Source organism: Shewanella profunda (assembly GCF_023283765.1).
Classification (GTDB): domain Bacteria; phylum Pseudomonadota; class Gammaproteobacteria; order Enterobacterales; family Shewanellaceae; genus Shewanella; species Shewanella profunda.
Genome location: NZ_JAKILG010000013.1, coordinates 1 through 23,786 on the forward strand (window position 1 = coordinate 1; position 23,786 = coordinate 23,786).

The following is a 23,786-nucleotide window of genomic DNA, read 5'->3' on the forward strand; positions in this document are numbered from 1 at the left end:
AGTGTTCAAACAGTGACATAGGGAATAGGTCGTTAGCATAACATGCTTGCTCTGATCCTGTTTAAGCCTAAAAGTTTCCGTTAGTTAACAAAGTATGATCCCGCCCTGCCTGCGCAATGACCTCTGCAGCATTAACTGCCGCTTGCAGTGGCTGATTAATACTATTAGACAACATAAAAGAAATCACAATCGCAATGATACTGGCAATAATGACCGTAAAAATTACTAACCAAAAATTACTGTCATATTCTGCAATGGATGCTAAACGAGTTTCATCGGAGAATTTTTTATTTATAGCAACAAGTTCTCTTAGTTCTTTAACCAAAACATCAGCTATTGAATAGAGTTGAGGGAGTGTCCCTTTAGCGTCTTCTAATTGACCTGCCATTGCTGATGCGATTAATTTTTCCAGCTCTTCGTAGTAGGAATTTCTAGCTTTATTAAATGCACTATATATTTGCCTTTCTTCATCAATAGAGATCAAACTTTCATATTCCCTGCTGTATTTATCAACCTCTTGCTGAATCTCTCTGATTGAATCGACACTTTGTTGGCGACTCTCTTGGGTATCACTCTGCAATAGACGTAAGGTAGATATCCGAACCCGCATTAGGTTTGCATTAAGCTCACCTAAGCTCATGATTGATGGGAGTAAATTGGTTTCAACAGTATTGGCATTATGACGAATAGTCTTCATTGATGAAATTGATAATCCACTCAAACCAATGAGCAGTAAAATCATTAGTGAAAAAGCAATTAATAGGCGGGCTTTAATATTTATCGTCCTTAACATACTCGGTTACCTTCTATTCATAGGAATGATTCATTTCATCTAGTAGCATATACCGCTGATATTGCTACTAAATGATAGTTTTTGCTCCTTATTATAGATGATGAATACGGTATAAGACCAATTAATAACTCCCATAGCTAAAAGCACGACAATATTATGTTGCAATGTCAGGTGCTAACAGAATAATCGAGAGTGAGTAGCAAATTATTGATTTTGTATTTAACAATAGCTGAATAACATTAACATTATTTTTATCTAGCTAATGTTTGTTGATCGGTTAACGCATTATTAAAGGCTGGAAATCCCTCTGCTGACCAGGATATAGCGCGGTAGTAGGTATGGCGATTACCATCGGTTAACGGCGTACCTTGAAGCTCAAGGTAATTGCGCGCATGGTAGAACATCAACTCAGTTTTACCATCCTCAGCAAGAACAAAGCTATTATGCCCTGGGCCAAAGCGATTAAGTGCGGGATCAGTGGTAAAAACGGGATCCAAAACTTTATGCCAGTTGTTGGGATCGAGCAGATCAGCGTCTTGCTCCGCCCAAAGGAGTCCTATGGCATAACGATCATCGGTCGCACTGGCAGAATAAGTGACAAATACTTTACCGTTTTTCACCAATACCGCGGCGCCTTCATTGACTTTAAAGCCCAATCTTTCCCAACTGAGCAAAGGCTCACTGATGATTGCTTCTTGTGGTGCTGCCTCTGTGGGCGACAGCATTTTGGCAATCACCAGTCCCGTATTGTAGCTTTTGGCATCGTCCTGCTGCGCCCATATAAAATAGCCCTGCCCGCCAACACTAAAGCTGGTGGCATCTAAAGAAAATCCATCCCGTGCGGTTTTTAAACGGCCAAGCTCTTTCCAATCGCCCTTCATGGGATCCTCACCTTCGAGTCCCAATACAAACATGCGGTTATGAAAACGCCGATCTTTATCACTGGCGGCGTAATAGATATACCAGCGGCCATCAATTTTATGCAGTTCTGGCGCCCAAATGTCGATACTCATTGGCCCAAAATCATGTTTACGCCAAATGATCCTGGGCTTAGCTTGACTTAAACCTTGGATATTAGCGGCATGACGCAGTTCTATGCGATCAAACTCGGGCACAGATGCGATAAAGTAATAGCTACCATCATCGGCTTTTATTACCCAAGGATCGGCGCGGCGCTCAATAAAAGCAGAATGTTGAACCGTACTTGGCAGACTGACTTGAGGTTGGTGAAGCTCAAGGACTGGCACGGCATTCGCGGCACCAGCAGCACACACAGTGAACATAGTCGCGCTAATAAGGGTAGACAACACGCCAGTTTTTGCTTTAGTCGCTCTTTTTACTTTAGTCAGTGGGGTTATGTTATCCATGGCTAGCTTTGCGTCCGTTCAAGAGTTTCTGTAACACGATGAAGAAAAACAGCAATAAGCCAATCACTATCTTGGTCCACCAACTGCTTAAGGTGCCATCGAAGGTAATGTAGGTCTGGATAACCCCCATCAAAAACACCCCAAGTACAGTACCTAACACAAAACCGCTACCGCCGGTGAGCAAAGTACCACCAATCACCACGGCAGCAATGGCATCGAGCTCTACGCCAACCGCCCCAAGGGCATAACCAGAAAAGGTATAGAAGGTGAAAATAATCCCCGCCAAAGTAGCGAGAAAACTGCTAAGGGCGTAAATGCTAATGGTGGTTTTTGCAATCGAAACCCCCATTAACTCGGCCGACTGAGCATTACCGCCGAGTGCATATACATTTGTACCAAAACGACTGTAGTGCATCATGATGGCAATGATTGCAAAAAATAGAATAAAAATCAGTGAGCTTACATCGAGCGAACCATGACCAGGTAAGGCAATACTCAAATCGGCTATCGCATCATAAAACGGATGATCAATCGCTATCGACTCTTCACTCACCGTTGTGGCAATACCGCGGGCGAGAAACATCCCCGCTAGAGTTACAATAAAGGGCTGCAACTTATAGACATGAATGATAGTGCCCATCAGTGCGCCAAAGAGCGTGCCTAAGGGTAAGATAAGTGCAAATGCGAGCAGCGGATGCCACTGATATTGCGTAATTAACACACTACTGAGTACACCACTTAAAGCAATCACAGAGCCTACGGAGAGATCAATACCACCCGAGATAATCACTAGGGTCATCCCAAGTGCAGTGATCAATAGAAAAGCATTATCACGGAATAGGTTAGTCACCACTCGAGCGCTGGCAAAACCCTCAAATTGTAGCGACCCTATCAGGAACATGACCAACAGCAAGGAGGCCGTGATCCACAATGGAATAAAACGTTTAGACATCATTTCTTGTCTCCAACCTTTGTGCCCTTGAATACGCGTAATTTAAATAAGCCAGACAACTGACGTCTGAATTTTTCCGACTGCAATAAAAGTACGGTTAAGATCACTATGGCTTTGATCAACAGATTAAATTTGGCGGGTAAACCACTGACAATAATCGTTGTGGCTAAGGTTTGAATGATAAGAGCGCCAATGATTGACAAAAACAGAGAGAAGCGCCCACCCGTTAATGCCGCACCACCAATCACCACCGCTAAAATGGCATCGAGTTCGAGCCACAATCCCGCGTTATTGGCGTCTGAACCTTGGATATCGGCGGTGCTTATCATACCGGCTAAGGCCGCACATAGGCCTGCAATTGCATAGGCGAATAGTTTGATGGATTTGTCGTTTATCCCAAGATAGCGGCTCGCCTTAGCATTACAACCAACGGCTTCAATAAAGAGTCCAAGAGCCGTTTTACGCAGCAACAATTGGGTCAATACCAGCATGCCAATGACAATCCAAATCGGCATAGGTAATCCTAAAAACTGCCCGACACCAATGGCAGCAAAGCCTTGATGTTGGAACGTGACTATCTGTCCTTGGTTAATAAGCTGAGCAACACCACGTCCCGCAACCATCAGGAGTAACGTGGCAACAATCGGCTGGATCCCTAAAAAACTCACTAACGTACCATTAATGCAGCCCGCCATTAATCCCACGACAAGACCGGCAAGAACCACAGTACCAAGGCCAATATCCGGTAATAGTAAGAGGTTTGCGCATACTGCCCCGGCGATTGCCATCACAGCGCCAACGGAAAGATCAATCCCACCAGTAGCAATCACTAGACTCATGCCAATGGCGAGCAGTGCAACAGGTGCACTGCGGTTTAAAATATCAATTAAGGATCCATAAAGCCGGTCATCTTGATAGGCAATATGGAAGAAACTGCTATCAATAAAGAGGTTTGCCAGTAACAGTAAGGCCAGTGCTAACAGCGGCCAGAGATACCGACCAAAGGACGTAGACTTACCCGCTTGATAGCGATCATTGGGTGTGTTACTGCTGGTTTGTTGACTGTTTGGCATCTCAATCAAAGCCTCGGATGACATCATTTCTACTGAGGTTTTCATCTATCCCTCCGCAATGGCTTGCATAACGTGTTGTGAGGTAAGTTCAGAGCCCGATAATTCACGCACTGCATATCGGTCGCGCAATACCACTACTTTGTTGGAAAAGGCGACCAGTTCATCAAGCTCAGATGAAGCAACCAGTAACGACATACCGTCATCACATAAGGTTCTAATCAGCTTGATAATTTCGGCGTGAGCACCAATATCGATACCGCGAGTCGGTTCATCTAATACAAGGAGAATGGGTTCAATGGCGAGCCAGCGAGCTAAAATAACTTTTTGTTGATTACCGCCACTGAGTTGCTCAATGGGTTTATCTGCATCTGGGGTCGCTATCTGTAACTTATCGATAAAAAATTGGGCGATTTCCTGCTGCCTTGTCTTTGACAAACAGCGCCACCATCCTACCCTCGCCTGCAATGCCAGAATGATATTCTCGCGGATCGACAGCGGGCCGATAATGCCATCGACCTTACGATCCTCTGGACACAGTGCAATGCCCGCATTAATCGCATCTACTGGGTGCGAAAGATGGAGCTTTTTACCCGCAAGGTGAATACTGCCACTATCGAGCAAATCGAGCCCAAATACCGCATTACACACCTCACTACGCCCTGAACCCAACAGTCCAGCAAGCCCAACGGCTTGACCTTTAGGAACTGTTAAATTCATCGATTGAATTGACCCTTTAACCGACACGCCCTCAAGGGACAAGAGTACGGCTGAAGTGCCGTTTGATGTTTGTTCCGCAGAGGTTTTTTCGACTAAATGCTGCTGTAATGAGCGCCCGAGCATGGCTTCGATAAGCTGAGGTTGTGGCAGTTCAGATGTCAGGTATTCACCGATAAAACGACCATTTCGCAACACTGTGATACGGTCGCTAATTTGATAAACCTGATCGAGAAAGTGCGTAATAAACACTATCGCGACACCCTTTTGCTTGAGCTGGTTCAAAATGCCAAACAGCACTTGTACCTCATCGGCATCCAAACTCGCCGTTGGCTCATCTAGCACTAGGACTTTAGCCGACATAGCTACGCCTCGGGCAATTGCAATAAGTTGCTGAACAGCAATGGAATAACTCGATAACGGCGCACTCACATCAATATCGAGCTTAAATTGCGTCAGTACAGTGCGTGCATCGGCATACATTTTCTGAAAATGGATCAAACCAAAGCGTTTTGGCTCGTGGCCCAAAAATAAATTTTGCGCCACGGTAAGGTTAGGTACCAGATTGACCTCCTGATACACAGTGCTTATGCCGATCTTTTGGGCCTCAATAGGCGTATTAAAATGCTGTTTTTCATTTAGAAAAATGATTTCGCCACCATCTTTCGATTGTGCGCCAGTCATCACTTTTACTAAGGTAGATTTACCCGCACCATTTTCACCTAATAAGGCGTGAACTTCCCCTGAAAATAACCGTAAATTCACCTCTTCTAGTGCTTTTACGCCCGGATAATGTTTACTGATATTCTTAAGTTCTAAGATAAGGCTCATAGAGCATCTCCCCAAGAAACTGTCTATCGCGGATTATTACAGGCGACGTTTTTCATATTCGGCTGCTGCGGTTTCTTGAGTGAATACATCACCTGTTGTACTGATAAGCTTAGGCAGATCTTTATTTCCCTTAAGGAAAGCATCAATCGCATCGAAAGCAGGACCACCTAAATATGGACTCAATTCGACCGTTGCATTAACGTCACCATCAGCCATCGCTTTGAAGTAATCAGGTACACCATCAACAGAGACAATTAAGATATCTTTACCTGGTTTAAATCCTGCTTCTTTAATGGCTTGTACAGCACCTAATGCCATTTCATCGTTATGTGACCAAACGGCACACAGCGCTTGACCATTCTGTGCTTTTAGAAAACCCTCCATCACTTCTTTACCCTTAGCGCGGGTAAATTCCCCTGTTTGACTACGCACAATTTTGGCATTCGAGTAATTAGCAATGACGGCATTAAAACCTGCAGCGCGATCGATAGCGGCAGTCGCACCGACTGTGCCCTGTAACTCAGCAATCGCACAGTTACCTTCGGTTTTATCCATTAACCACTGCGCTATTTTGCGGCCTTCTTCGGTAAAGTCTGAGGCAATACGGGTGAGAAACAGTGAGTCATCATCAACCTTAATATTACGGTCAACAATGACAACGGGGATATTCGCTCGCTTGGCTTCCTTAAGCACGGGTTTCCAGCCCGTTTCAACGACGGGCGCGATAATAATCGCATCGACACCTTGGGCGATAAAGCTACGTACAGCCTTGATTTGGTTCTCTTGTTTTTGCTGAGCATCGGCAAACTTTAAGTCAATTCCCCGTTGTTTTGCTTCCGCTTTTACCGCCTCACTAAAACTGGTTCGCCAGCCACTTTCTGAGCCCACCTGCGAAAAACCTACCGTGGTCGCAAAGGCACAACTGGCTCCTATTGCCCATAAACTGAATACTGAAACTAGTGTATAATTTTTCATTTTTATTCCCTTATTAAATTTTAATAACAGCAATCCCCAGACCTTCTTAATGCAGAAGATCAAACTCAATTAAACTAATATGACTAATCCGTTATATAACTCGCGTGTTATATAACCTATAAAATTAGATATTTTTAAATTTATGCACCGTTATTTGTTTATAGCGCTTATTTGGCTCTAACATGACACTCGGAAAATGATCAATATTGACAGCATTAGGATAACCATGGGTTTCTAAACATAAACCTTGATATTGATTTAAAGGTTTTCCATTATTATCAAGCCTAGTGCTATCTAAAAAATTACCACTATAAAATTGCACGCCTAATTCTGTGGTACTGATTTCCATTTCACGCCCTGAGATAGGTTCGATTAACGTGGCGATGGTTTTTAAGCTTGAGGTATTATCTAGATCCTTCGCCATCACAAAATAGTGGTCATAACCGTTACCCAATTTATGAATATCCTGAGAGATGGGTTTTATTTGGCGAAAATCGAAGGGGGTATCATCCACTAAAATCAGTTCACCCGTAGGAATTTGCTCAGTATTAAGGGCTAAAACATGACTCGCATTAAGTTGCAAGTTGTGGTTTAAAATGCCGTTTTGCTTATCGGATGCGAGATTCCAATAGGCGTGATTTGTTAAGCAGACGGGTGTAGTTTGGTCAGAGAGTGCATCATAAATTAGGGTTAACTCATTACTTTCGCTAAGGCGATATTCAACTTTTACTGACAAATTACCCGGATAACCTTGGTCACCATCAGGACTTTGTATCCTAAAGATAGCGGCGACAGCATCGGAATATTGCTCCGTTTCACATTGCCAAATACAGTGGCTTAAGCCTTGTGGACCGCCATGAAGTTGATTATTGCCTTCATTCGGGGTTAATACAATGGTTTGACCCTTTAAAGAAAACGCCGCACCACCAATCCGATTTGCAACGCGGCCTGCAGTAATACCAAAATAATAAGGGTTTATTGCCCAATCTTGAATATTTTGATAACTCAAACTGAGATCAATGGTTTTATCTTCTTTTCCATAGAGTTTTACAGACCAAATACTCGCACCATAGTTAGATAGCACCACTTCCAAACCATGACTATTGGTTAATGTAATTAACTGCAACGGTGCGGGAAAGGCGCTATGCGTTAATTGTTGTGTAGAGATAGAGAGTGCCATATGAGTGCTTTCACCTTTTATATTAAGTTTTCTCAGCACTCATCCTCAGCTATCTATCTAAGATAATGACGACTTAATAAACAAATACTTTATTGTTAATGATTAAATCCAACCACCGTCTACAATAAAATTTTGTGCTGTGCAGAGTTTGCTATCATCGGCCGCCAGAAATAACGCCATAGCGGCAATATCTTCAGGCATTACATATTCTTTAATACATTGATTATCTTCAATATGTTTTGCCGTATCCTTATCAACCCAGTGAGTTAATTGACGCTTAGTCATCACCCAACCTGGAGTCAACGTATTAATTCGAATTCTATCTTTACCTAAATCTGCGGCGAGCCCGCGAGTCAGTCCCATCGCTCCTGCCTTAGAGGCGGTATAACCTGCCATACCGGACTGGCGATTATGCCAACTCATTGAACCTAAATTGATCACTGAGCCGCCACCAAGATGTTGCATTTGTGGTCTTACCGCTTGCACAGCAAAAAAATAATGGCGCAAATTGGTATTTAAGCAGTGATCCCAATATTCGGGGGTCACTTCATCTATGCTATGACGCTCGTCGCAGGCGGCGTTATTAATCAATACTGCAATGGCTCCAATATCCTGCTCTATCTGAATGACGACGTTTTTTAGCGCCTCAATATCAACCAGATCACAGGGATAAAATTTCAATATGGCATCGGGCATGCTTGCCAATAGACTGTTAACGAGTTGATTTGACTCCTTTACCAGTATGTCGACGAATGCGACTTTCGCGCCCTGCTCTAAAAATGCTCTCACTAAGCAGGCGCCAATACCCGTACCGCCACCACTGATAAAAATGGTTTTCCCTTCCAAACTCGGGTATTGATTACTCAACTTCATAACTCAACCTTTATTAAAATAATTATTTGGTTTTATTATAAAAGAAAAAGTGTTCATGTTTAATGGGAATGTGCCGGAATATCAGCACCCCTACATCCCACTAGAAAATCAAAATCACACCCTTCATCGGCCTGCAACACTCTTTCCCTAAAAAGGGATAAATAACCACTGCTGACAGGAATTTGCTTAACCAAGGCGAATTTCGCTAATCGATTAGCTAATTCTTCGTCACTTATCTCTAGTTGCAGTACGCCAGCAAAAGTATCGAGCGCGATCACATCACCGTTTTGTACCGCGGCTAGAGGACCTAAGTCCTGGGACTCGGGGGTAACATGCAATACTACGGTTCCAAATGCAGTACCACTCATTCGAGCATCCGAAATCCTAACCATATCTTTAATCCCTTGTTTCAAAAGCTTAGGTGGCAATCCCATATTGCCGACCTCGGCCATACCCGGATATCCCTTAGGGCCGCAATTTTTGAGCACCATGATGCTCGTTTCATCAATCGCGAGTTCTGGATCATTTATTCGTGCGTTGTAATCATCAAAACTCTCAAACACAACCGCTTTACCACGGTGTTTCATTAGGTGTGGACTCGCGGCCGAAGGCTTAATCACTGCGCCACGAGGGGCTAAGTTCCCCTTTAATACTCGAATGCCACCATTTTCGACTAAAGGTGCATCTATGCTCATGATGACCTCTTGATTGTAACAAGGTGCATCCACCACATTTGCCCAGAGGGTTTGACCATTCACTGTTAAGGTGTCTTTACTCAATAAATTATGGCTAAAGAGTTCTTTTAACACTGCGGGTAAACCACCTGCATAGTAAAAATCCTCCATCAAATACTGACCCGAAGGCTTAAGATTGACTATCGTCGGCACATCATAGCCATACGACCAATCATCCAGTGACAAATCAACCCCTATTCGCCCCGCAATGGCTTTTAAGTGGATAACCGCATTGGTCGAGCCGCCAATCGCCGCATTGGTTTTTATCGCATTGATAAATGCCTCACGCGTGAGCACTTTTGAGAGGGTTAAGTCTTCATATACCATATCAACAATGCGCATTCCTGACATATGGGCTAAAACATAACGTCTTGAATCAACAGCAGGAATAGCCGCATTTTGTGGCAAACTTGTGCCTAAACTTTCTGCCATACAGGCCATAGTCGATGCCGTTCCCATGGTATTGCAGGTGCCAGTTGAACGTGACATATCGGCTTCGGCATTCATAAATTCTGCAAGGCTTATGTTGCCTGCTTTATATTCTTGATGCAGTTCCCACACTAAGGTGCCCGAGCCCACATCTTTACCCTTATGCTTACCATTTAGCATAGGCCCGCCCGTAACGACTATGGTAGGCAAATTACAACTGGCAGCACCCATCAATAGCGCTGGCGTTGTTTTGTCACAACCGACTAAGAGCACTACACCATCAATCGGATTGCCTCGAATGGCTTCTTCAGTATCCATCGCGGCCAAATTACGCGTTAGCATCGCACTGGGACGTAAATTTGATTCACCATTGGAAAATACCGGAAATTCCACTGGGATCCCCCCTGCTTCACGGATCCCATTTTTAACCCTTTCGGCCAACTCACGTAGATGACCATTACAAGGCGTTAACTCTGACCATGTATTGCAAATACCAATTACAGGTCTGTTTTGAAAATGATGATCTGGAATACCTTGGTTTTTCATCCAACTACGGTACATAAAACCATTTTTATCATCGCTACCAAACCAACTCGCGGAACGAAGTGCTTTCGTTTTTTTATTATTCATTGTTACACCTTCGTTTTACCTCTGCCTGGTGCCCTGAACTCGCCTATTTACAACAATGCTGTAAAACGCTGGTTATTTACAGCTACAGCATTGCAAATAATGCGATTAGAAGACTGTCGTTAACAATTCGTACTTTAAAGATTGCTAGCGAGTAAAAGCATTGGTATTACTATAATACTAAAATGTCAAAAAACAATAGAGGAATTATGAAAAAGACGCTTTTGAGTATTTGTTTAGTCTTCAACTCGGCGGCATTTGCTGCTAATCCGTTGTTCTCAGACGTATTTACTGCCGATCCCGCCGCAATCGTTCATCAAGATACTGTGTACTTGTATACGGGACATGATGTGGCCAAAGACAACAAAACCTTCTTTGAAATGCATGATTGGTTAGTCTTTAGCTCCAAGGACATGGCTAATTGGACTGCACATGGCAGTAAACTTTCTGTCAAAGATTTTAGTTGGGCCAAAGGCGATGCATGGGCCAGCCATGTCATCGAAAAAGAAAGTAAGTTTTACTGGTTTATCACAGCAAGACACGCGAAAATTAATGGTTTTGCCATTGGTGTGGCCGTTGCGGATAGTCCATTAGGCCCCTTTAAGGACGCCAGAGGCACGGCGTTGATCACTAACGATATGACAACCGATACTGATATCGATTGGGATGATATAGACCCTGCCGTGTTTATCGATGACGACAGGCAAGCTTATCTATTTTGGGGTAACACTAAACCCCGTTATGCCAAACTTAAAACCAATATGATTGAACTCGATGGCCCTATTCACTCCATTGACGTACCCAACTTTACCGAAGCTCCTTGGGTACATAAAAAAGATAAAACCTATTATCTTTCCTATGCATCTGGTTTTCCTGAAAAAATTGTCTATGCAACCAGCGATAACATCAACGGGCCTTGGAAATACCAAGGTATTCTTAATGAAGTCGCAGGAAATTCACCGACAAATCATCAAGCCATTATCGAATTTAAAGGTAAGTCATACTTTATCTACCATACAGGCGCTTCGCAGGATAATGGCGGGGAGTTTAGACGCTCAGTGGCAATTGATCCGCTCTACTACAACGAAGATGGCACCATTAAACGTATTCATATGACAACAGAAGGGATTTCCGCGGCACAATAATGGTTTAGTCCTAATATCAGCGAAAACAAAAAGGTGATCTAATGGCAAGCCCTAGGATCACCTTATGTAAAGCACAGATTATTCTCGTTCGATGTTTTTCTTTAATGTCTCTTGGGAAGTTGACAACAGCTTATTCATTTCAGCTTTGGCGCGCACGCTGTCACCGGCCTCAATGGCGGTATAAATGGCCTTATGACCAGGAAGCGACTGTAGAAAATCATCTTGAATCGTACTGCTTAGTCTAAACAGTTCTAGCAATGCCGATTGGATAGATACACCAAGAGACACCATAAATTCGTTATTGGTGGCATCCAAAATGGCCATATGAAACTCGATATCTGAGGTATATACCTCATCCGTACCAAGCTGTGCGGCCTCCATTTTGGCATAAGCTGCTTCGATGATCTCAAGCTGCTCTGGTGTACGCTTTTTAGCGGCCAATTCTGCGGCGGCGGGCTCAAACACTTCACGAATTTCATACAACGAAGTGTAAAACTCTGGTGACGGTTTAGATTGAGAAAACCAGTTTAGGATCACGGGATCAAACATATTCCAATGGCGACGTTCTCGAATACGAGTGCCCAGTTTAGGTCGAGATTCAATTAACCCTTTAGCCGTAAGCACCTTAAAAGCTTCCCTCAGAGAAGTACGGGATACCTCTAATTCTTCACATATGGTGTTTTCATTGGGAATATATTCACCTGGTGCATAAAAGCCGCCAACAATACGAGAACCCAGTTCGCTAGCCACCCAGTTGTGGATATTTTGCGGTCGGTTGTTTGCCTGATTTGCCATTGCGCCCTCTTTTGTCTTAGAAAATATGCCGAACTAAATCTAGATGAATAGGTGATAAACCTAAGATTTATCTAATGTTATGATACTACTTTTCCTTAAAAACGTAACAGGAAATTTTCATAAAACCAAGAATTTATGGGAATTTCGACCATAGAAATACATTGACCTACCCGCAAATACTTACATTGTAAAGCCAATAAGGCTGGATTTATTGTGTGCAGCTTGGCATTTTCCTATATCACCATAACAACTAAATAGATTTCAAAAGTCGTCTATATCAATAGCAGTCTTAGCGCCATGGATAGTACGGTGGTGGTTAGGTTTGGATCTCGGTTTAGGTCTTTACGCGTCGTTGCAGCTATGTAGACGAGGTTTATTCCGTCAAAAAATAATCGTTTTGGATATCAAAATCGACTAGAACATCAACTACAAACATTCCCGCTGATTTCGCCGCTTGAATCCCCGCTTTTGCATCCTCAAATACGATACAGCGCTCTGGCGCGATCCCCATCAACTGGGCGCAGCGTAAAAAAGTATCGGGAGCCGGTTTGGGTGCACTGACTTGATCGGCGCCCACAACATGATCCACCAGTTCAAGTAAACCGCACAGGGTTAAAATTTCAATCGCTTCGCCAGTATAGGCACCCGTGCCAACCGCCATAGGACGTTTACCCTTATTGTGCTGAGCAAACTCGACTAAACGGGTCGGTTTAACATATAAATGCATGGTTTCACGCACCAAAGCCTCTTTGTATTCATTCATAGCTTCACAGCTTGCGGCGGGTGTGACACCAAAATGGTCAATTAAGATTTCAAGCGTCCCAATTGTAGGAACCCCTGCAAGGGAGCGCATCAGTGCGGCATCCACTGGGATCCCAAAGTGACTCAGTGTCTGCCGCCACGCCTGTTCATGTAACTGGCCGCTGTCAACCAATGTCCCGTCCATATCAAAAATAATGCCATCAAAATCTGCGTACATACTGCTATCCCAACCTTTTTGACTGATACAAAAGATAAAGCCGCCCTGAGGCGGCTTTGCACTTAAGGAGACGATTATAGCCCTCTTGCTAGACCGTAATAAACTGAATTTTGGCGCAGTTCATTTTTGAACTGACGGATCTTAGTCTCAGCATCAATAATGACTAATTCCGCACCCGCCATTTCAGCAAAATCGACAATATTATCAGTAGATATTGCTTGACTATAGGCTGAATGATGCGCGCCGCCCGCATGGATCCACGCCGCTGCAGCAATAGACAGGTTTGGACGAGGCTCCCACAACGCAGAGGCTACGGGTAAGTTTGGTAAATCCTGTGGCGGTGTCACTGTATCTAATTCATTGAGAATGATGCGGAAACGATTACCAAGGTCGATAGTCGAGACATTGATCGCAGGACCCGCTTTGCCAGTAAACAGTAAGCGCGGCACATCGCAGCGCACACCTATAGTGTGGCGATGCACTTCTAAACGTGGTTTTGCGGCGGCAATCGATGGACACACTTCGAGCATATGTGCGCCAAGGACTTGATCCGTCGCACCGAAGTTATAGGTGTAATCCTCCATAAAGGAAGTACCACCGACACGGCCTTGGCCCATCACTTTCATGATGCGTACCATAGCGGCAGTTTTCCAGTCACCTTCGCCGCCGTAACCAAAACCATTTGCCATTAAACGTTGGGTTGCCAAACCCGGTAATCCCGTCATCCCCGTTAAGTTTTCAAAACAGTTCGTAAAAGCACCAAATTCGCCATCGTTTAGGAACTGCGCTAACCCGAGTTCGATTTTGGCTTCTTTTCTTAAACGATCGACTTGGTATTCATCGCTAAATAGCTCATTACCAATCACATATTCGCTAGCATAACGATCAATTTGGGCAGTGATATCATTGTCGGCAACCGCGTTGATAGCATCATTTAGATCACCCAAGCTATAGGCATGTACTTCGTAACCAAATTGAATTTGCGCCGCCACTTTATCGCCTTCGGTCACTGCCACTTGGCGCATATTGTCGCCAAAGCGTGCAATACGTAGATTTTGGCTTTCATTCCAGCCCGCCGCTGCACGGCACCAATCATCCACTTGAGCTTGTACATCGCGCGTTTGCCAATGACCCACAACCACTTTGCGCTCTTTACGCATCCGAGTGCCGATGTAACCAAACTCGCGGCAACCGTGGGCACTTTGGTGGGTGTTCATATAATTCATATTAATGTCGGCCCAAGGCAGCTCGGCATTAAATTGGGTATGCAAATGCATAAAGGGTTTGCTGAGTTCATTCAGCCCCGCTATCCACATTTTGGCTGGCGAGAAAGTGTGCATCCACAGGATAACCCCTACACAGTTTTCGTCACTGTTAGCAGCTTGGCAAACAGCATAAATTTCGCGGGGAGATTTAACTGTCGGTTTGTAGACGACTTCCATTGAAATCGCGTCCGACTGGTTGAAACCGTGGACAATTTGTTCACTGTTTTTTGCTACTTGCTCTAACACTTTGGGCCCGTACAAATCCTGCGAACCGGTGACAAACCACACTTGTTTTTGTTTGAATGCTTTCATATCGATCTCTCTCGTCTTTAAATTTAATTATTAAGAACACGAAACTTATTTATCTTGACCATAGTAGGCATCTTTGCCGTGCTTACGCAGATAATGCTTATCAATAAGCTCTTGTTTTAATGCGGTTATATTCGGTGATAGTGTCTTTGTCAGATAGGCCATTCGCGCAATTTCTTCAAGCAGAACGGCGTGATAAACGGATTTAGCCGCACTATCACCCCAAGTGAATGGCGCGTGCCCAGCCACAATCACCATAGGTGACTCGCTCGGGTTTCTATCGCCGAAACAATCGAGAATTTGCACACCAGTTTCTTCTTCGTAGTCACGGCTAATTTGGTCATCGCGCATCACTGCTGTGCATGGGATCTCGCCATAAACATAATCGGCTTGAGTCGTACCAAAGCAAGGGATTGCAACTTGTGCCTGTGCCCATGCGGTGGCATAGGTGGAATGCGTATGGGTAATACCCCCAATGCTTTGCCACTGGCGGTACAAGTAGGTATGGGTTTTAGTGTCAGATGATGGACGTAAACGCCCCTCGACAATTTGGTTTTCAAGATCGACGATAACGATATCTTCGACCTTAAGATCTTCGTAGGGTACGCCGCTGGGCTTAATACCAATCACACCGAGCTTGCGATCAATTTGTGACACATTACCAAAGGTGTAGGTCACTAAATTACGCTTTTCGAGCTCCATATTGGCTTCATAAACTTCGCGTTTAAGTTCTATAAATGACATGTTATTTCGCTCCATCAACATAGTGGCCTAGGGCTAGATACGCTTGATAAAGCGTTTGATATTTTTCGGCATTGACGGGATTGGGCTTATAGGTTTTAGTCACATTTGAAGCCATCACCGCTTGAGCGCTTAGTACATCAGGATAAATACCAGCAGCAGTTGCGGCATAGATGGCGGCGCCTAAGGCACAGCTTTGCTCACTTTCCAGCACGTCGATATTGCAATTCCACACATCGGCGCAGGTTTGCATAATAAAATCAGACTTTTTAGAGATGCCGCCAATGGTGACTACATGATCTATACGCACACCCTCTTCTTTAAAGCGCTCAATAATCGCCCTTGCACCATAGGCACTGGCCTCGACTAATGCTTTAAAGACTTGCGGCGCATGACTGCCCATAGTTAACCCACTGATTGCCATAGATACAGATTGATCGGCATCGGGCGTACGGCGGCCGTTAATCCAATCAAGCGCCACTATGCCTGTGTCACTGACAGGAAGATTAGCCGCAGCCTCACCGAGTTGCGCTAAGGTTTCATCTTCGAGCTGCGCGATAAGTTTGGCTTTAACCTCATCGTCAAATAGCGCTGAGGTATTGATATGTTTAATGGGCCAAAGGGTGAGATCCTTAAACCAAGCATACAGATCGCCAAAGGCTGACTGCCCTGCTTCAAGGCCAATCATGCCAGGCATCACTGAACCATCGACTTGGCCACAAATGCCTTTAATACAGCGGTCACCAATATCTTCATAACTGGCAACGGTAATATCGCAGGTCGATGTGCCCATCACTTTAGTCAATACGCCCGCTTTGACATTGGCGCCAACAGCACCGGCGTGGCAATCAAACGCACCGAACGACACGATAACGTCAGTCGATAGCCCTAGATTGGCTGCCCACTCTGGGGTTAAAGTACCGCATACTTTATCTGAAGTGCAGGTTTCTACGGGTAAGCGATCACGCAGACCATCGAGTAAGGGATCAATATCGATAAAAAATTGATTCGGTGGATAGCCATTCCATGACTCGTGCCACATGACTTTATGACCCGATGCACAGCGCCCTGCCTTATATACCTTAGGATGAGTCCTGCCCGTCATTAGAGCCGTGATCCAATCACAGTGCTCGACCCAGCTATACGCCGCTTGCCTAACTTGCGTATCGTGGCGTAGAACATATAGGGCCTTGGCCCAGAACCACTCAGATGAGTAGATCCCACCTTCATATTTAAGATAATTTTCTTTAGCCACTTTAGAGGCGGCGGTAATTTGCTGTGCCTCTAGAATAGCGCTATGGTCTTTCCAGAGTAAGAACATCGCATTAGGGTTATTGGCAAATTCCTCTTTAAGTGCCAGTGCCACACCCGACTCATCAACGGCAATCGGGGTTGAACCTGTGGTGTCAAAACTTAAACCACACACGTTTTGAGCAGCACCAACGGGGGCCTTAGCCCAAAGTCCCTGAACAACTTCAATTAAACTTTCAATGTAATCGAGTGGATGCTGCCTAAATTGATTTTTAGCAGGATCGCAAAATAACCCCTTTTTCCAACGTGGGTAATAGACCACATTAGTGGCAACCTCAACACCTGTCAGCGTATCAACCAATAACGCGCGAACCGAATCAGAGCCGTAATCTAGCCCTAACGCGTAAGACCCTAAAACATTAGCCATTAGCATCCCCGTACATTGAACTCTGCTCTAACCAAATAAGTGCAGATAAAGTGAATATTGTTTAGTACTACAATACTACTATAGCTTAATGGTATTACAATATTATTTTAATGCAGAGTGATAATTTTTTTAACATCCTCCCAGAGCAAGGGAAGTTTTTGAGTATAGAAAGGCGTTATTGCTAAGGATTTGAGGGTAAAAAAAAGCGAATGCACGTTGGCATTCGCTTTTACTGAACTACATCTCTTGATGTTTTAGCCATTAAATATCGAGATATTTAATAGCTATTTAACGGTAAAATCAGCATAACTCATCGCTAATATTAAAGTTAAGTCGCTGTAGATAGGGTTGTGTTAACGGTACTTAGCTGCAAACTCATTCATAAACTTCACTAACGCGATAACGCCCTCAAGCGGCATCGCATTGTAAAGACTGGCGCGCATACCACCGACAATACGGTGGCCTTTTAAGGCGACGAGTCCTGCGACTTGTGCTTGCTTTAGGAACTCACCATCAAGCGCTTCATCAGCGAGCTGAAAAGTAACGTTCATTTGTGAACGGTTTGAAGCGACAACACCATTACGATAAAAGGTATTACTGTCGATGCATTGGTACAGCATTTGTGCTTTTTGTTGATTAATTTTTGCAATACTCGCAATGCCGCCAATGGACTTAAGCCAAGCAAATACTTCAGCGGCGAGATACCAAGCAAAGGTTGGCGGGGTGTTGAACATAGAATCATGTTCAACGGCTAAACGGTAATCCATAATGGACGATTGTACTAAACTCGGCAGTTTTAGCATGTCATCACGCACGATAACGATTGATAAGCCTGATGGACCAATGTTTTTTTGTGCGCCAGCGTAAATCAAACCATAGCGACTGACATCAATTTCGCGGGACATAATAGTTGAGGATAAATCGACAACAATCGGCCATGGACTATCTAACTCATCAAAAATTTCGATACCATCAACTGTTTCATTTGGACAGTAATGTACATAGCGATAATCGGCATCAATTTTATGTAAGTCTGGTAACACTACTGCATTGAGTCCATTGTGTTTTTCAACAATATTAAGACTATCAATCTGCGCATCACCCGCCAGTTTTTGAGCTTCAGCTAAAGCGGAAGATGACCATTGACCGCTGACTAAATACAGGGCTCTACCATTGTCACCGAGAAAATTATTCACTACAGCGGAAAACTGTCCACGACCACCGCCGTGCATAAATAGCACATGGTAATTTGCAGGGATTTGCATCAACTCACGTAAATCAGCCTCGGCTTGTTGGGTCAGCGCGATAAACTCTTTACTTCTGTGGCTGATCTCCATCACGGAAACGCCTTGGCCATTCCAATCGAGTAATTCCTGTTGTGCTTTTTTCATTACCGTCGTAGGTAACATTGCAGGTCCAGCACAGAAATTATAAATCGCGCTCACTGACACTCTCCTTATTTCCAACCATGATTTATGTATTCATAAAATGACTATGCTATTAAAAAAACGAGCGTCCTATTGGACGCTCGTTTTAATGGCACTTAATTAGTCTTCGTCTTGCTCATCATCGGCAAGCTCGTCTTCATCTTCGTCCAGTTCATCCTCATCGATGTCATCGTCAAGGGGTTCATCATCGGCTAATTCGCCTTCGATAATGACAGGAACAATCGGCAAACCGTTTTCATCCAGCTCGACTTCATCTTCTTCAGTTTGAATTTCGTCGATACGTTGTAGGCCGACCACTTTCTCGTCGCCCGCAGTACGGATAATCGTTACACCTTGAGTGTTACGGCCAATGATAGACACGCCGCTTGCAGGTGTACGCACTAAGGTACCTTTATCACTGATGAGCATCAGTTCGTCGTTAAGACCAACTTGAACAGCCCCAACAACAGCGCCGTTACGTTCGCTCACCTTGATTGAAACCACACCTTTAGTCGCACGGCTCTTCGCAGGATATTCAGACAGTTGAGTCCGTTTACCATAACCGTTTTCCGTCACCGTCAGAATTGCGCCATCGCCTTTAGGCACGATAAGCGACACGACTTTTTGACCTTCAGCTAAACGAATACCACGGACGCCTGTTGCAGTACGGCCCATTGGACGTAGGGATAGGACTTCTTCACCTGATTCAGGATCGGTTTTCACTTCGCCCGTTTCAGAGTCACGTACTTTCTCACCAAAGCGAACCACTTTACCTTCGTTGGAGAACAACATGATTTCGTCATCACCGTTAGTGATATCGACACCGATCAGTTGATCACCGTCTTTGAGGTTCACAGCGATAATGCCGTTTGCACGTGGGTTGCTATAGGCGGTCAGTGCGGTTTTCTTCACAGTACCGTTTGAAGTCGCCATGATGATGTATTTGTCAGCCGCGTATTCACGTACTGGCAGAATCGCAGTGATGCGCTCACCATCGGCAAGTGGCAACAAGTTAACAATTGGACGACCGCGGGCAGTGCGGCTCGCCAGTGGTAATTGATAGACTTTCAGCCAGTACATCTTACCAAAGTCAGAGAAGCACAAAATGGTGTCGTGAGTATTGGCAACCAGCAGTTTTTCAACGAAATCTTCGTCTTTCACTTTGGTCGCAGCTTTGCCTTTACCACCACGACGCTGGGCTTGATAATCGGTCAACGGTTGATACTTGGCATAACCTAAGTGAGACAGGGTCACTACAACGTCTTCTTCGTTGATCAAGTCTTCAAGACTCATATCAATTTCGTTGGCGTTGATCACAGTGCGGCGAGCATCACCGTATTCTTCAAGGATTTGAGCTAGTTCTTCCTTGATCACTTCCATCAAACGCTCAGGACTGCGCAGAATAAACAGCAGGCCAGCGATAAATTCGAGTAACTCTTCGTATTCGGCGATGATCTTATCGTGTTCAAGACCGGTCAAACGGTGTAAACGCAGTTCCAGAATGGCCTGAGCTTGTTGCTCAGTCAGGAAGTATTGACCGTCACGAATACCGTATTGTGGCTCTAACCACTCGGGACGTGCGGCGTCATCGCCCGCTTTTTCCAGCATGCCTTGAACATGGCCTAATTCCCAACCTTGCTCAACCAATTTCACTTTGGCGTCAGCAGGCGTTGGCGAGGCTTTGATCAACGCAATAATCGGGTCGATGTTAGCCAGTGCAACCGCCAGCGCTTCCAAAATATGGGCACGCTCACGGGCTTTACGCAATTCGAATACGGTACGACGCGTCACCACTTCACGGCGATGCAGGATAAAACATTCAAGCATTTCTTTAAGATTAAATAGCTTAGGCTGACCATTGGTCAGTGCCACCATGTTAATCCCGAAAGAGCACTGCATTTGCGTTTGAGCATAAAGGTTATTGAGTACCACCTCGCCCACTTCACCGCGTTTAATTTCAATAACGATACGCATACCGTCTTTATCAGACTCGTCGCGTAGACCGCTGATCCCTTCAAGCTTTTTATCTTTAACCAGCTCGGCAATCTTCTCGATTAAACGGGCTTTGTTCACTTGATAAGGGATTTCAGTGACGATAATACGCTCGCGGCCATTATCTTCGGTTTCCACATCCGCCAGTGCACGCATAATCGCGCGGCCACGGCCAGTTTTATAGGCATCGATAATGCCTTTACGGCCATTGATAATCGCCGCCGTGGGGAAATCCGGACCTGGAATGTATTCCATCAACTGTTCAATCGACAGTGAGGGCTCTTCAATCAGTGCCAAACAACCTTTAACCACTTCAGTTAAGTTGTGGGGTGGGATGTTGGTTGCCATACCCACGGCAATACCCGATGAACCGTTAATTAACAGGTTAGGTACGCGTGTGGGTAGTACGGCAGGAATTTGCTCTGTGCCGTCGTAGTTAGGGACGAAATCAACCGTCTCTTTTTCAAGATCGGCCAGTAATTGGTGCGCTAACTTATCCATACGGATTTCGGTATAACGCATTGCCGCCGCGGAATCACCATCGACCGAACCGAAGTTACCTTGGCCGTCTACTAAGGTGTAACGCAGTGAGAATGGCTGGGCCATACGGACGATAGTGTCATAAACAGCAGAGTCACCATGGGGGTGATATTTACCGATGACGTCACCGACCACACGGGCAGATTTTTTGTAAGGCTTGTTCCAATCGTTCTTCAATTCACTCATGGCAAACAGAACGCGGCGATGTACCGGCTTTAAGCCGTCGCGCACGTCTGGTAATGCACGTCCCACGATAACGCTCATGGCGTAATCAAGGTACGAATTCTTTAGTTCGTCTTCGATATTAATTGGCGAAATAGATGATGCCAGATCAGTCATAAACTGCTCGTTCCCCTGAAAAATAGCCGACAACGCATAATCCGTATCATTGTCAGGCCCAAAAACGTGATTTGGCATTCTAACACAGTTATTTAATGTCGCCAGACCTATCCGACTCGAATTGAGAAGGAAGCAACTTAATAGATGAAAACACTATCAATTTAGACTTGTGAGCTTGGTAAAAGACGGTGTTTCATGCCAATTCGAGCTCAAACATAGGTTAATCTGTAAACAGAAAATGCGGCTAAGTACGCAGTTATAGGATATAAAGACAAAAGTTGTCGAAATTTCACTCAACCACAAGGACTTAGATCCAGCGAGCACTTTGTTTATAAATCATAGTCGTTATAATAGCCGCACAATACAGCCGCTTCAGGTAATCGCATGCAACACAATACCAATGTAGACCCGCAGGAAATCGCAAAGTTTGAACGTATGGCCGAAACTTGGTGGGATCTTAACGGCGAGTTTAAGCCGTTGCATTTATTAAACCCGCTGCGCTTAAATTATATCGATCAAACCGCGGGTGGTATTTTTGGTAAAAAAGTGCTCGACGTGGGTTGCGGTGGAGGCATTTTATCTGAAAGCATGGCGCGCATCGGTGCTGTAGTCGATGGTCTGGATATGGGTGAAGAGCCCCTAGAAGTCGCGCGTCTTCACGCCATTGAAACTGGCGTTAACATTGATTACCTGAAAAATACTGCCGAAGCCCATAGCCAAGATCATCAAGGCTATTACGATGTGGTGACTTGCATGGAAATGCTCGAGCATGTGCCCAATCCACAGTCTGTTATTCAAGCCTGCTGCGATATGGTCAAACCCGGCGGCTTTGTGTTTTTCTCCACGATTAACCGCAACTTAAGATCCTATATCGAAACGATTTTAGGCGCTGAATATCTGCTTAAAATGCTGCCGATTGGCACCCATGATCATAATAAATTTATCAAACCCTCGGAGTTGATCGAGCTAGTGGATAACACAGATCTTATCTGCAAAGATGCCCTTGGGATAACCTATAACCCGCTGACAGGTATTTTTAAGTACACCCCAAGGGTTGATGTCAATTATATGATTGCAACCCAAAAGGTTGATTAAGATGAGTTTGGCACAGGTTAAAGGCGTATTGTTTGATCTGGACGGCACGCTTGCCGATACCGCGCCAGATCTTGTGCAAGCACTTAACTTAAGTCTCTGTGATGCAGGGATTGAAGCAAAACCCTTTAACGCATTACGTAGCGCCGCTTCCCACGGCAGTTTTGCCTTAGTTGATGCTGCTATCCCCAATGCTGATGAGTCCCTGCGTATTCAGATCCAGCAAGGGCTACTCGCGCATTATCAACGTATTAATGGCGACCATTGTCGATTATTTACAGGTATGGATGTATTGCTCGACTGGCTTGAGCTACAGCAACTGCCATTTGGCGTTATTACCAATAAACCAGCGCGCTTTACTCGCCCGCTGGTTAGAAAACTGAATTTGCACCAGCGGATGCAGGTAGTCATCAGCGGCGATTCAACCCGCTATGCTAAACCCCATACGGCGCCTATGTTACTTGGTGCACAGCAGCTTAACTGCGCACCTGAACATATTCTGTATTTAGGGGATGCAGAGCGGGATTTACTCGCCGCAAAAGCGGCTGGTATGCTTGGCGGCGTGGCATTATGGGGTTATCTGAGTGAAGAGGATAAACCACAGAATTGGCCTGCATTTGCGCAATTTGGCTCACCTTTAGCCGTTCATCAGGCCTTAATTGCAGCACGTTAGTTGACTGGTTCGATCGATATTGCTGCTTATTTTAGCGATCGCGATCTCAGGTGAGATCGCGCAAAAAGTCGACACGGATCATGTACGCTACTCTGAAATGGAGCTTCAAGGTTAGCCTTCACTAACACAACTGCTTATCCTCAAGATATCCACAAGATACCCCCTAAATTCTAACTTGCAAATAGAGTCAAACCTCACTATCTTGTATCTCAGAATATTTAAAACACCATATCTTGTGTATCGGTAGCAATCAGACACACTAG

19 protein-coding genes are annotated in these 23,786 nt (G+C 44.7%); 3 read left to right on the plus strand and 16 right to left on the minus strand.

The features are described from left to right. Positions 1 to 67: 67 nt before the first annotated feature. From L2744_RS08575 to L2744_RS08615, 9 genes are all read right to left on the minus strand, one after another. Positions 68 to 793, minus strand: a complete 726-nt coding sequence (locus L2744_RS08575) for an MCP four helix bundle domain-containing protein (protein ID WP_248991517.1) — start codon at positions 791 to 793, stop codon at positions 68 to 70. A 251-nt stretch (positions 794 to 1,044) separates the two neighbouring features. Continuing rightward, complete coding sequence (locus L2744_RS08580; protein ID WP_248991518.1) at positions 1,045 to 2,160, minus strand: glycoside hydrolase family 43 protein; 1,116 nt, start codon at positions 2,158 to 2,160, stop codon at positions 1,045 to 1,047. Continuing rightward, positions 2,153 to 3,115, minus strand: coding sequence for a galactofuranose ABC transporter, permease protein YjfF (yjfF, locus tag L2744_RS08585; RefSeq protein WP_248991519.1), 963 nt, complete (start codon positions 3,113 to 3,115; stop codon positions 2,153 to 2,155). The genes L2744_RS08580 and yjfF overlap by 8 nt, the downstream gene beginning before the upstream one ends. Next, positions 3,112 to 4,230 (minus strand): ABC transporter permease, encoded by a 1,119-nt coding sequence (locus L2744_RS08590; RefSeq protein WP_248991520.1) that lies wholly within the window; start codon positions 4,228 to 4,230, stop codon positions 3,112 to 3,114. The genes yjfF and L2744_RS08590 overlap by 4 nt, the downstream gene beginning before the upstream one ends. After that, positions 4,231 to 5,730, minus strand: a complete 1,500-nt coding sequence (locus L2744_RS08595) for a sugar ABC transporter ATP-binding protein (RefSeq protein WP_248991521.1) — start codon at positions 5,728 to 5,730, stop codon at positions 4,231 to 4,233. It lies immediately after the preceding gene. Positions 5,731 to 5,766: 36 nt separating this feature from the next. Beyond that, on the minus strand, positions 5,767 to 6,705 hold the full coding sequence (locus L2744_RS08600) for an ABC transporter substrate-binding protein (RefSeq protein WP_248991522.1): 939 nt from the start codon (positions 6,703 to 6,705) through the stop codon (positions 5,767 to 5,769). 124 nt (positions 6,706 to 6,829) lie between these two features. Then, on the minus strand, positions 6,830 to 7,885 hold the full coding sequence (locus tag L2744_RS08605) for an aldose epimerase family protein (RefSeq protein WP_248991523.1): 1,056 nt from the start codon (positions 7,883 to 7,885) through the stop codon (positions 6,830 to 6,832). A 102-nt stretch (positions 7,886 to 7,987) separates the two neighbouring features. Further along, on the minus strand, positions 7,988 to 8,758 hold the full coding sequence (locus L2744_RS08610; RefSeq protein ID WP_248991524.1) for an SDR family NAD(P)-dependent oxidoreductase: 771 nt from the start codon (positions 8,756 to 8,758) through the stop codon (positions 7,988 to 7,990). A 59-nt stretch (positions 8,759 to 8,817) separates the two neighbouring features. Then, on the minus strand, positions 8,818 to 10,551 hold the full coding sequence (locus tag L2744_RS08615; protein ID WP_248991525.1) for an IlvD/Edd family dehydratase: 1,734 nt from the start codon (positions 10,549 to 10,551) through the stop codon (positions 8,818 to 8,820). A gap of 206 nt (positions 10,552 to 10,757) precedes the next feature. On the opposite strand from L2744_RS08615, the gene L2744_RS08620 reads away from it, so the two are divergent. Continuing rightward, on the plus strand, positions 10,758 to 11,693 hold the full coding sequence (locus L2744_RS08620; RefSeq protein ID WP_248991526.1) for a glycoside hydrolase family 43 protein: 936 nt from the start codon (positions 10,758 to 10,760) through the stop codon (positions 11,691 to 11,693). Between the two features lie 78 nt (positions 11,694 to 11,771). Here L2744_RS08620 and L2744_RS08625 read toward each other — a convergent pair whose 3' ends face one another. The 7 genes from L2744_RS08625 to gyrA all read right to left on the minus strand — a co-directional run bounded on the left by L2744_RS08625 (position 11,772) and on the right by gyrA (position 21,758). Continuing rightward, a complete protein-coding gene (locus L2744_RS08625) occupies positions 11,772 to 12,488 on the minus strand; it encodes a FadR/GntR family transcriptional regulator (RefSeq protein WP_248991527.1) in 717 nt (238 codons plus the stop codon). A 373-nt stretch (positions 12,489 to 12,861) separates the two neighbouring features. After that, the gene (locus tag L2744_RS08630) at positions 12,862 to 13,467 is read right to left on the minus strand and encodes a beta-phosphoglucomutase family hydrolase (protein ID WP_248991528.1); all 606 of its coding nucleotides are present in this window, start codon (positions 13,465 to 13,467) and stop codon (positions 12,862 to 12,864) included. Between the two features lie 74 nt (positions 13,468 to 13,541). Continuing rightward, the gene (gene araA / locus L2744_RS08635; RefSeq protein ID WP_248991529.1) at positions 13,542 to 15,044 is read right to left on the minus strand and encodes an L-arabinose isomerase; all 1,503 of its coding nucleotides are present in this window, start codon (positions 15,042 to 15,044) and stop codon (positions 13,542 to 13,544) included. Between the two features lie 45 nt (positions 15,045 to 15,089). Next, positions 15,090 to 15,785 (minus strand): L-ribulose-5-phosphate 4-epimerase, encoded by a 696-nt coding sequence (locus L2744_RS08640; protein WP_248991530.1) that lies wholly within the window; start codon positions 15,783 to 15,785, stop codon positions 15,090 to 15,092. Position 15,786: 1 nt separating this feature from the next. Further along, positions 15,787 to 17,460, minus strand: a complete 1,674-nt coding sequence (locus L2744_RS08645) for a ribulokinase (RefSeq protein ID WP_248991531.1) — start codon at positions 17,458 to 17,460, stop codon at positions 15,787 to 15,789. Between the two features lie 353 nt (positions 17,461 to 17,813). After that, positions 17,814 to 18,905 (minus strand): 3-phosphoserine/phosphohydroxythreonine transaminase, encoded by a 1,092-nt coding sequence (gene serC / locus L2744_RS08650; RefSeq protein WP_248991532.1) that lies wholly within the window; start codon positions 18,903 to 18,905, stop codon positions 17,814 to 17,816. A 102-nt stretch (positions 18,906 to 19,007) separates the two neighbouring features. Beyond that, positions 19,008 to 21,758 (minus strand): DNA gyrase subunit A, encoded by a 2,751-nt coding sequence (gene gyrA / locus L2744_RS08655; protein WP_248991533.1) that lies wholly within the window; start codon positions 21,756 to 21,758, stop codon positions 19,008 to 19,010. Positions 21,759 to 22,142: 384 nt separating this feature from the next. Here gyrA and ubiG point away from each other — a divergent pair, with 384 nt between their 5' ends. Further along, positions 22,143 to 22,853, plus strand: a complete 711-nt coding sequence (ubiG, locus tag L2744_RS08660) for a bifunctional 2-polyprenyl-6-hydroxyphenol methylase/3-demethylubiquinol 3-O-methyltransferase UbiG (protein WP_248991534.1) — start codon at positions 22,143 to 22,145, stop codon at positions 22,851 to 22,853. 1 nt (position 22,854) lies between these two features. Continuing rightward, a complete protein-coding gene (locus tag L2744_RS08665) occupies positions 22,855 to 23,523 on the plus strand; it encodes an HAD family hydrolase (protein ID WP_248991535.1) in 669 nt (222 codons plus the stop codon). Positions 23,524 to 23,786: the final 263 nt, after the last annotated feature.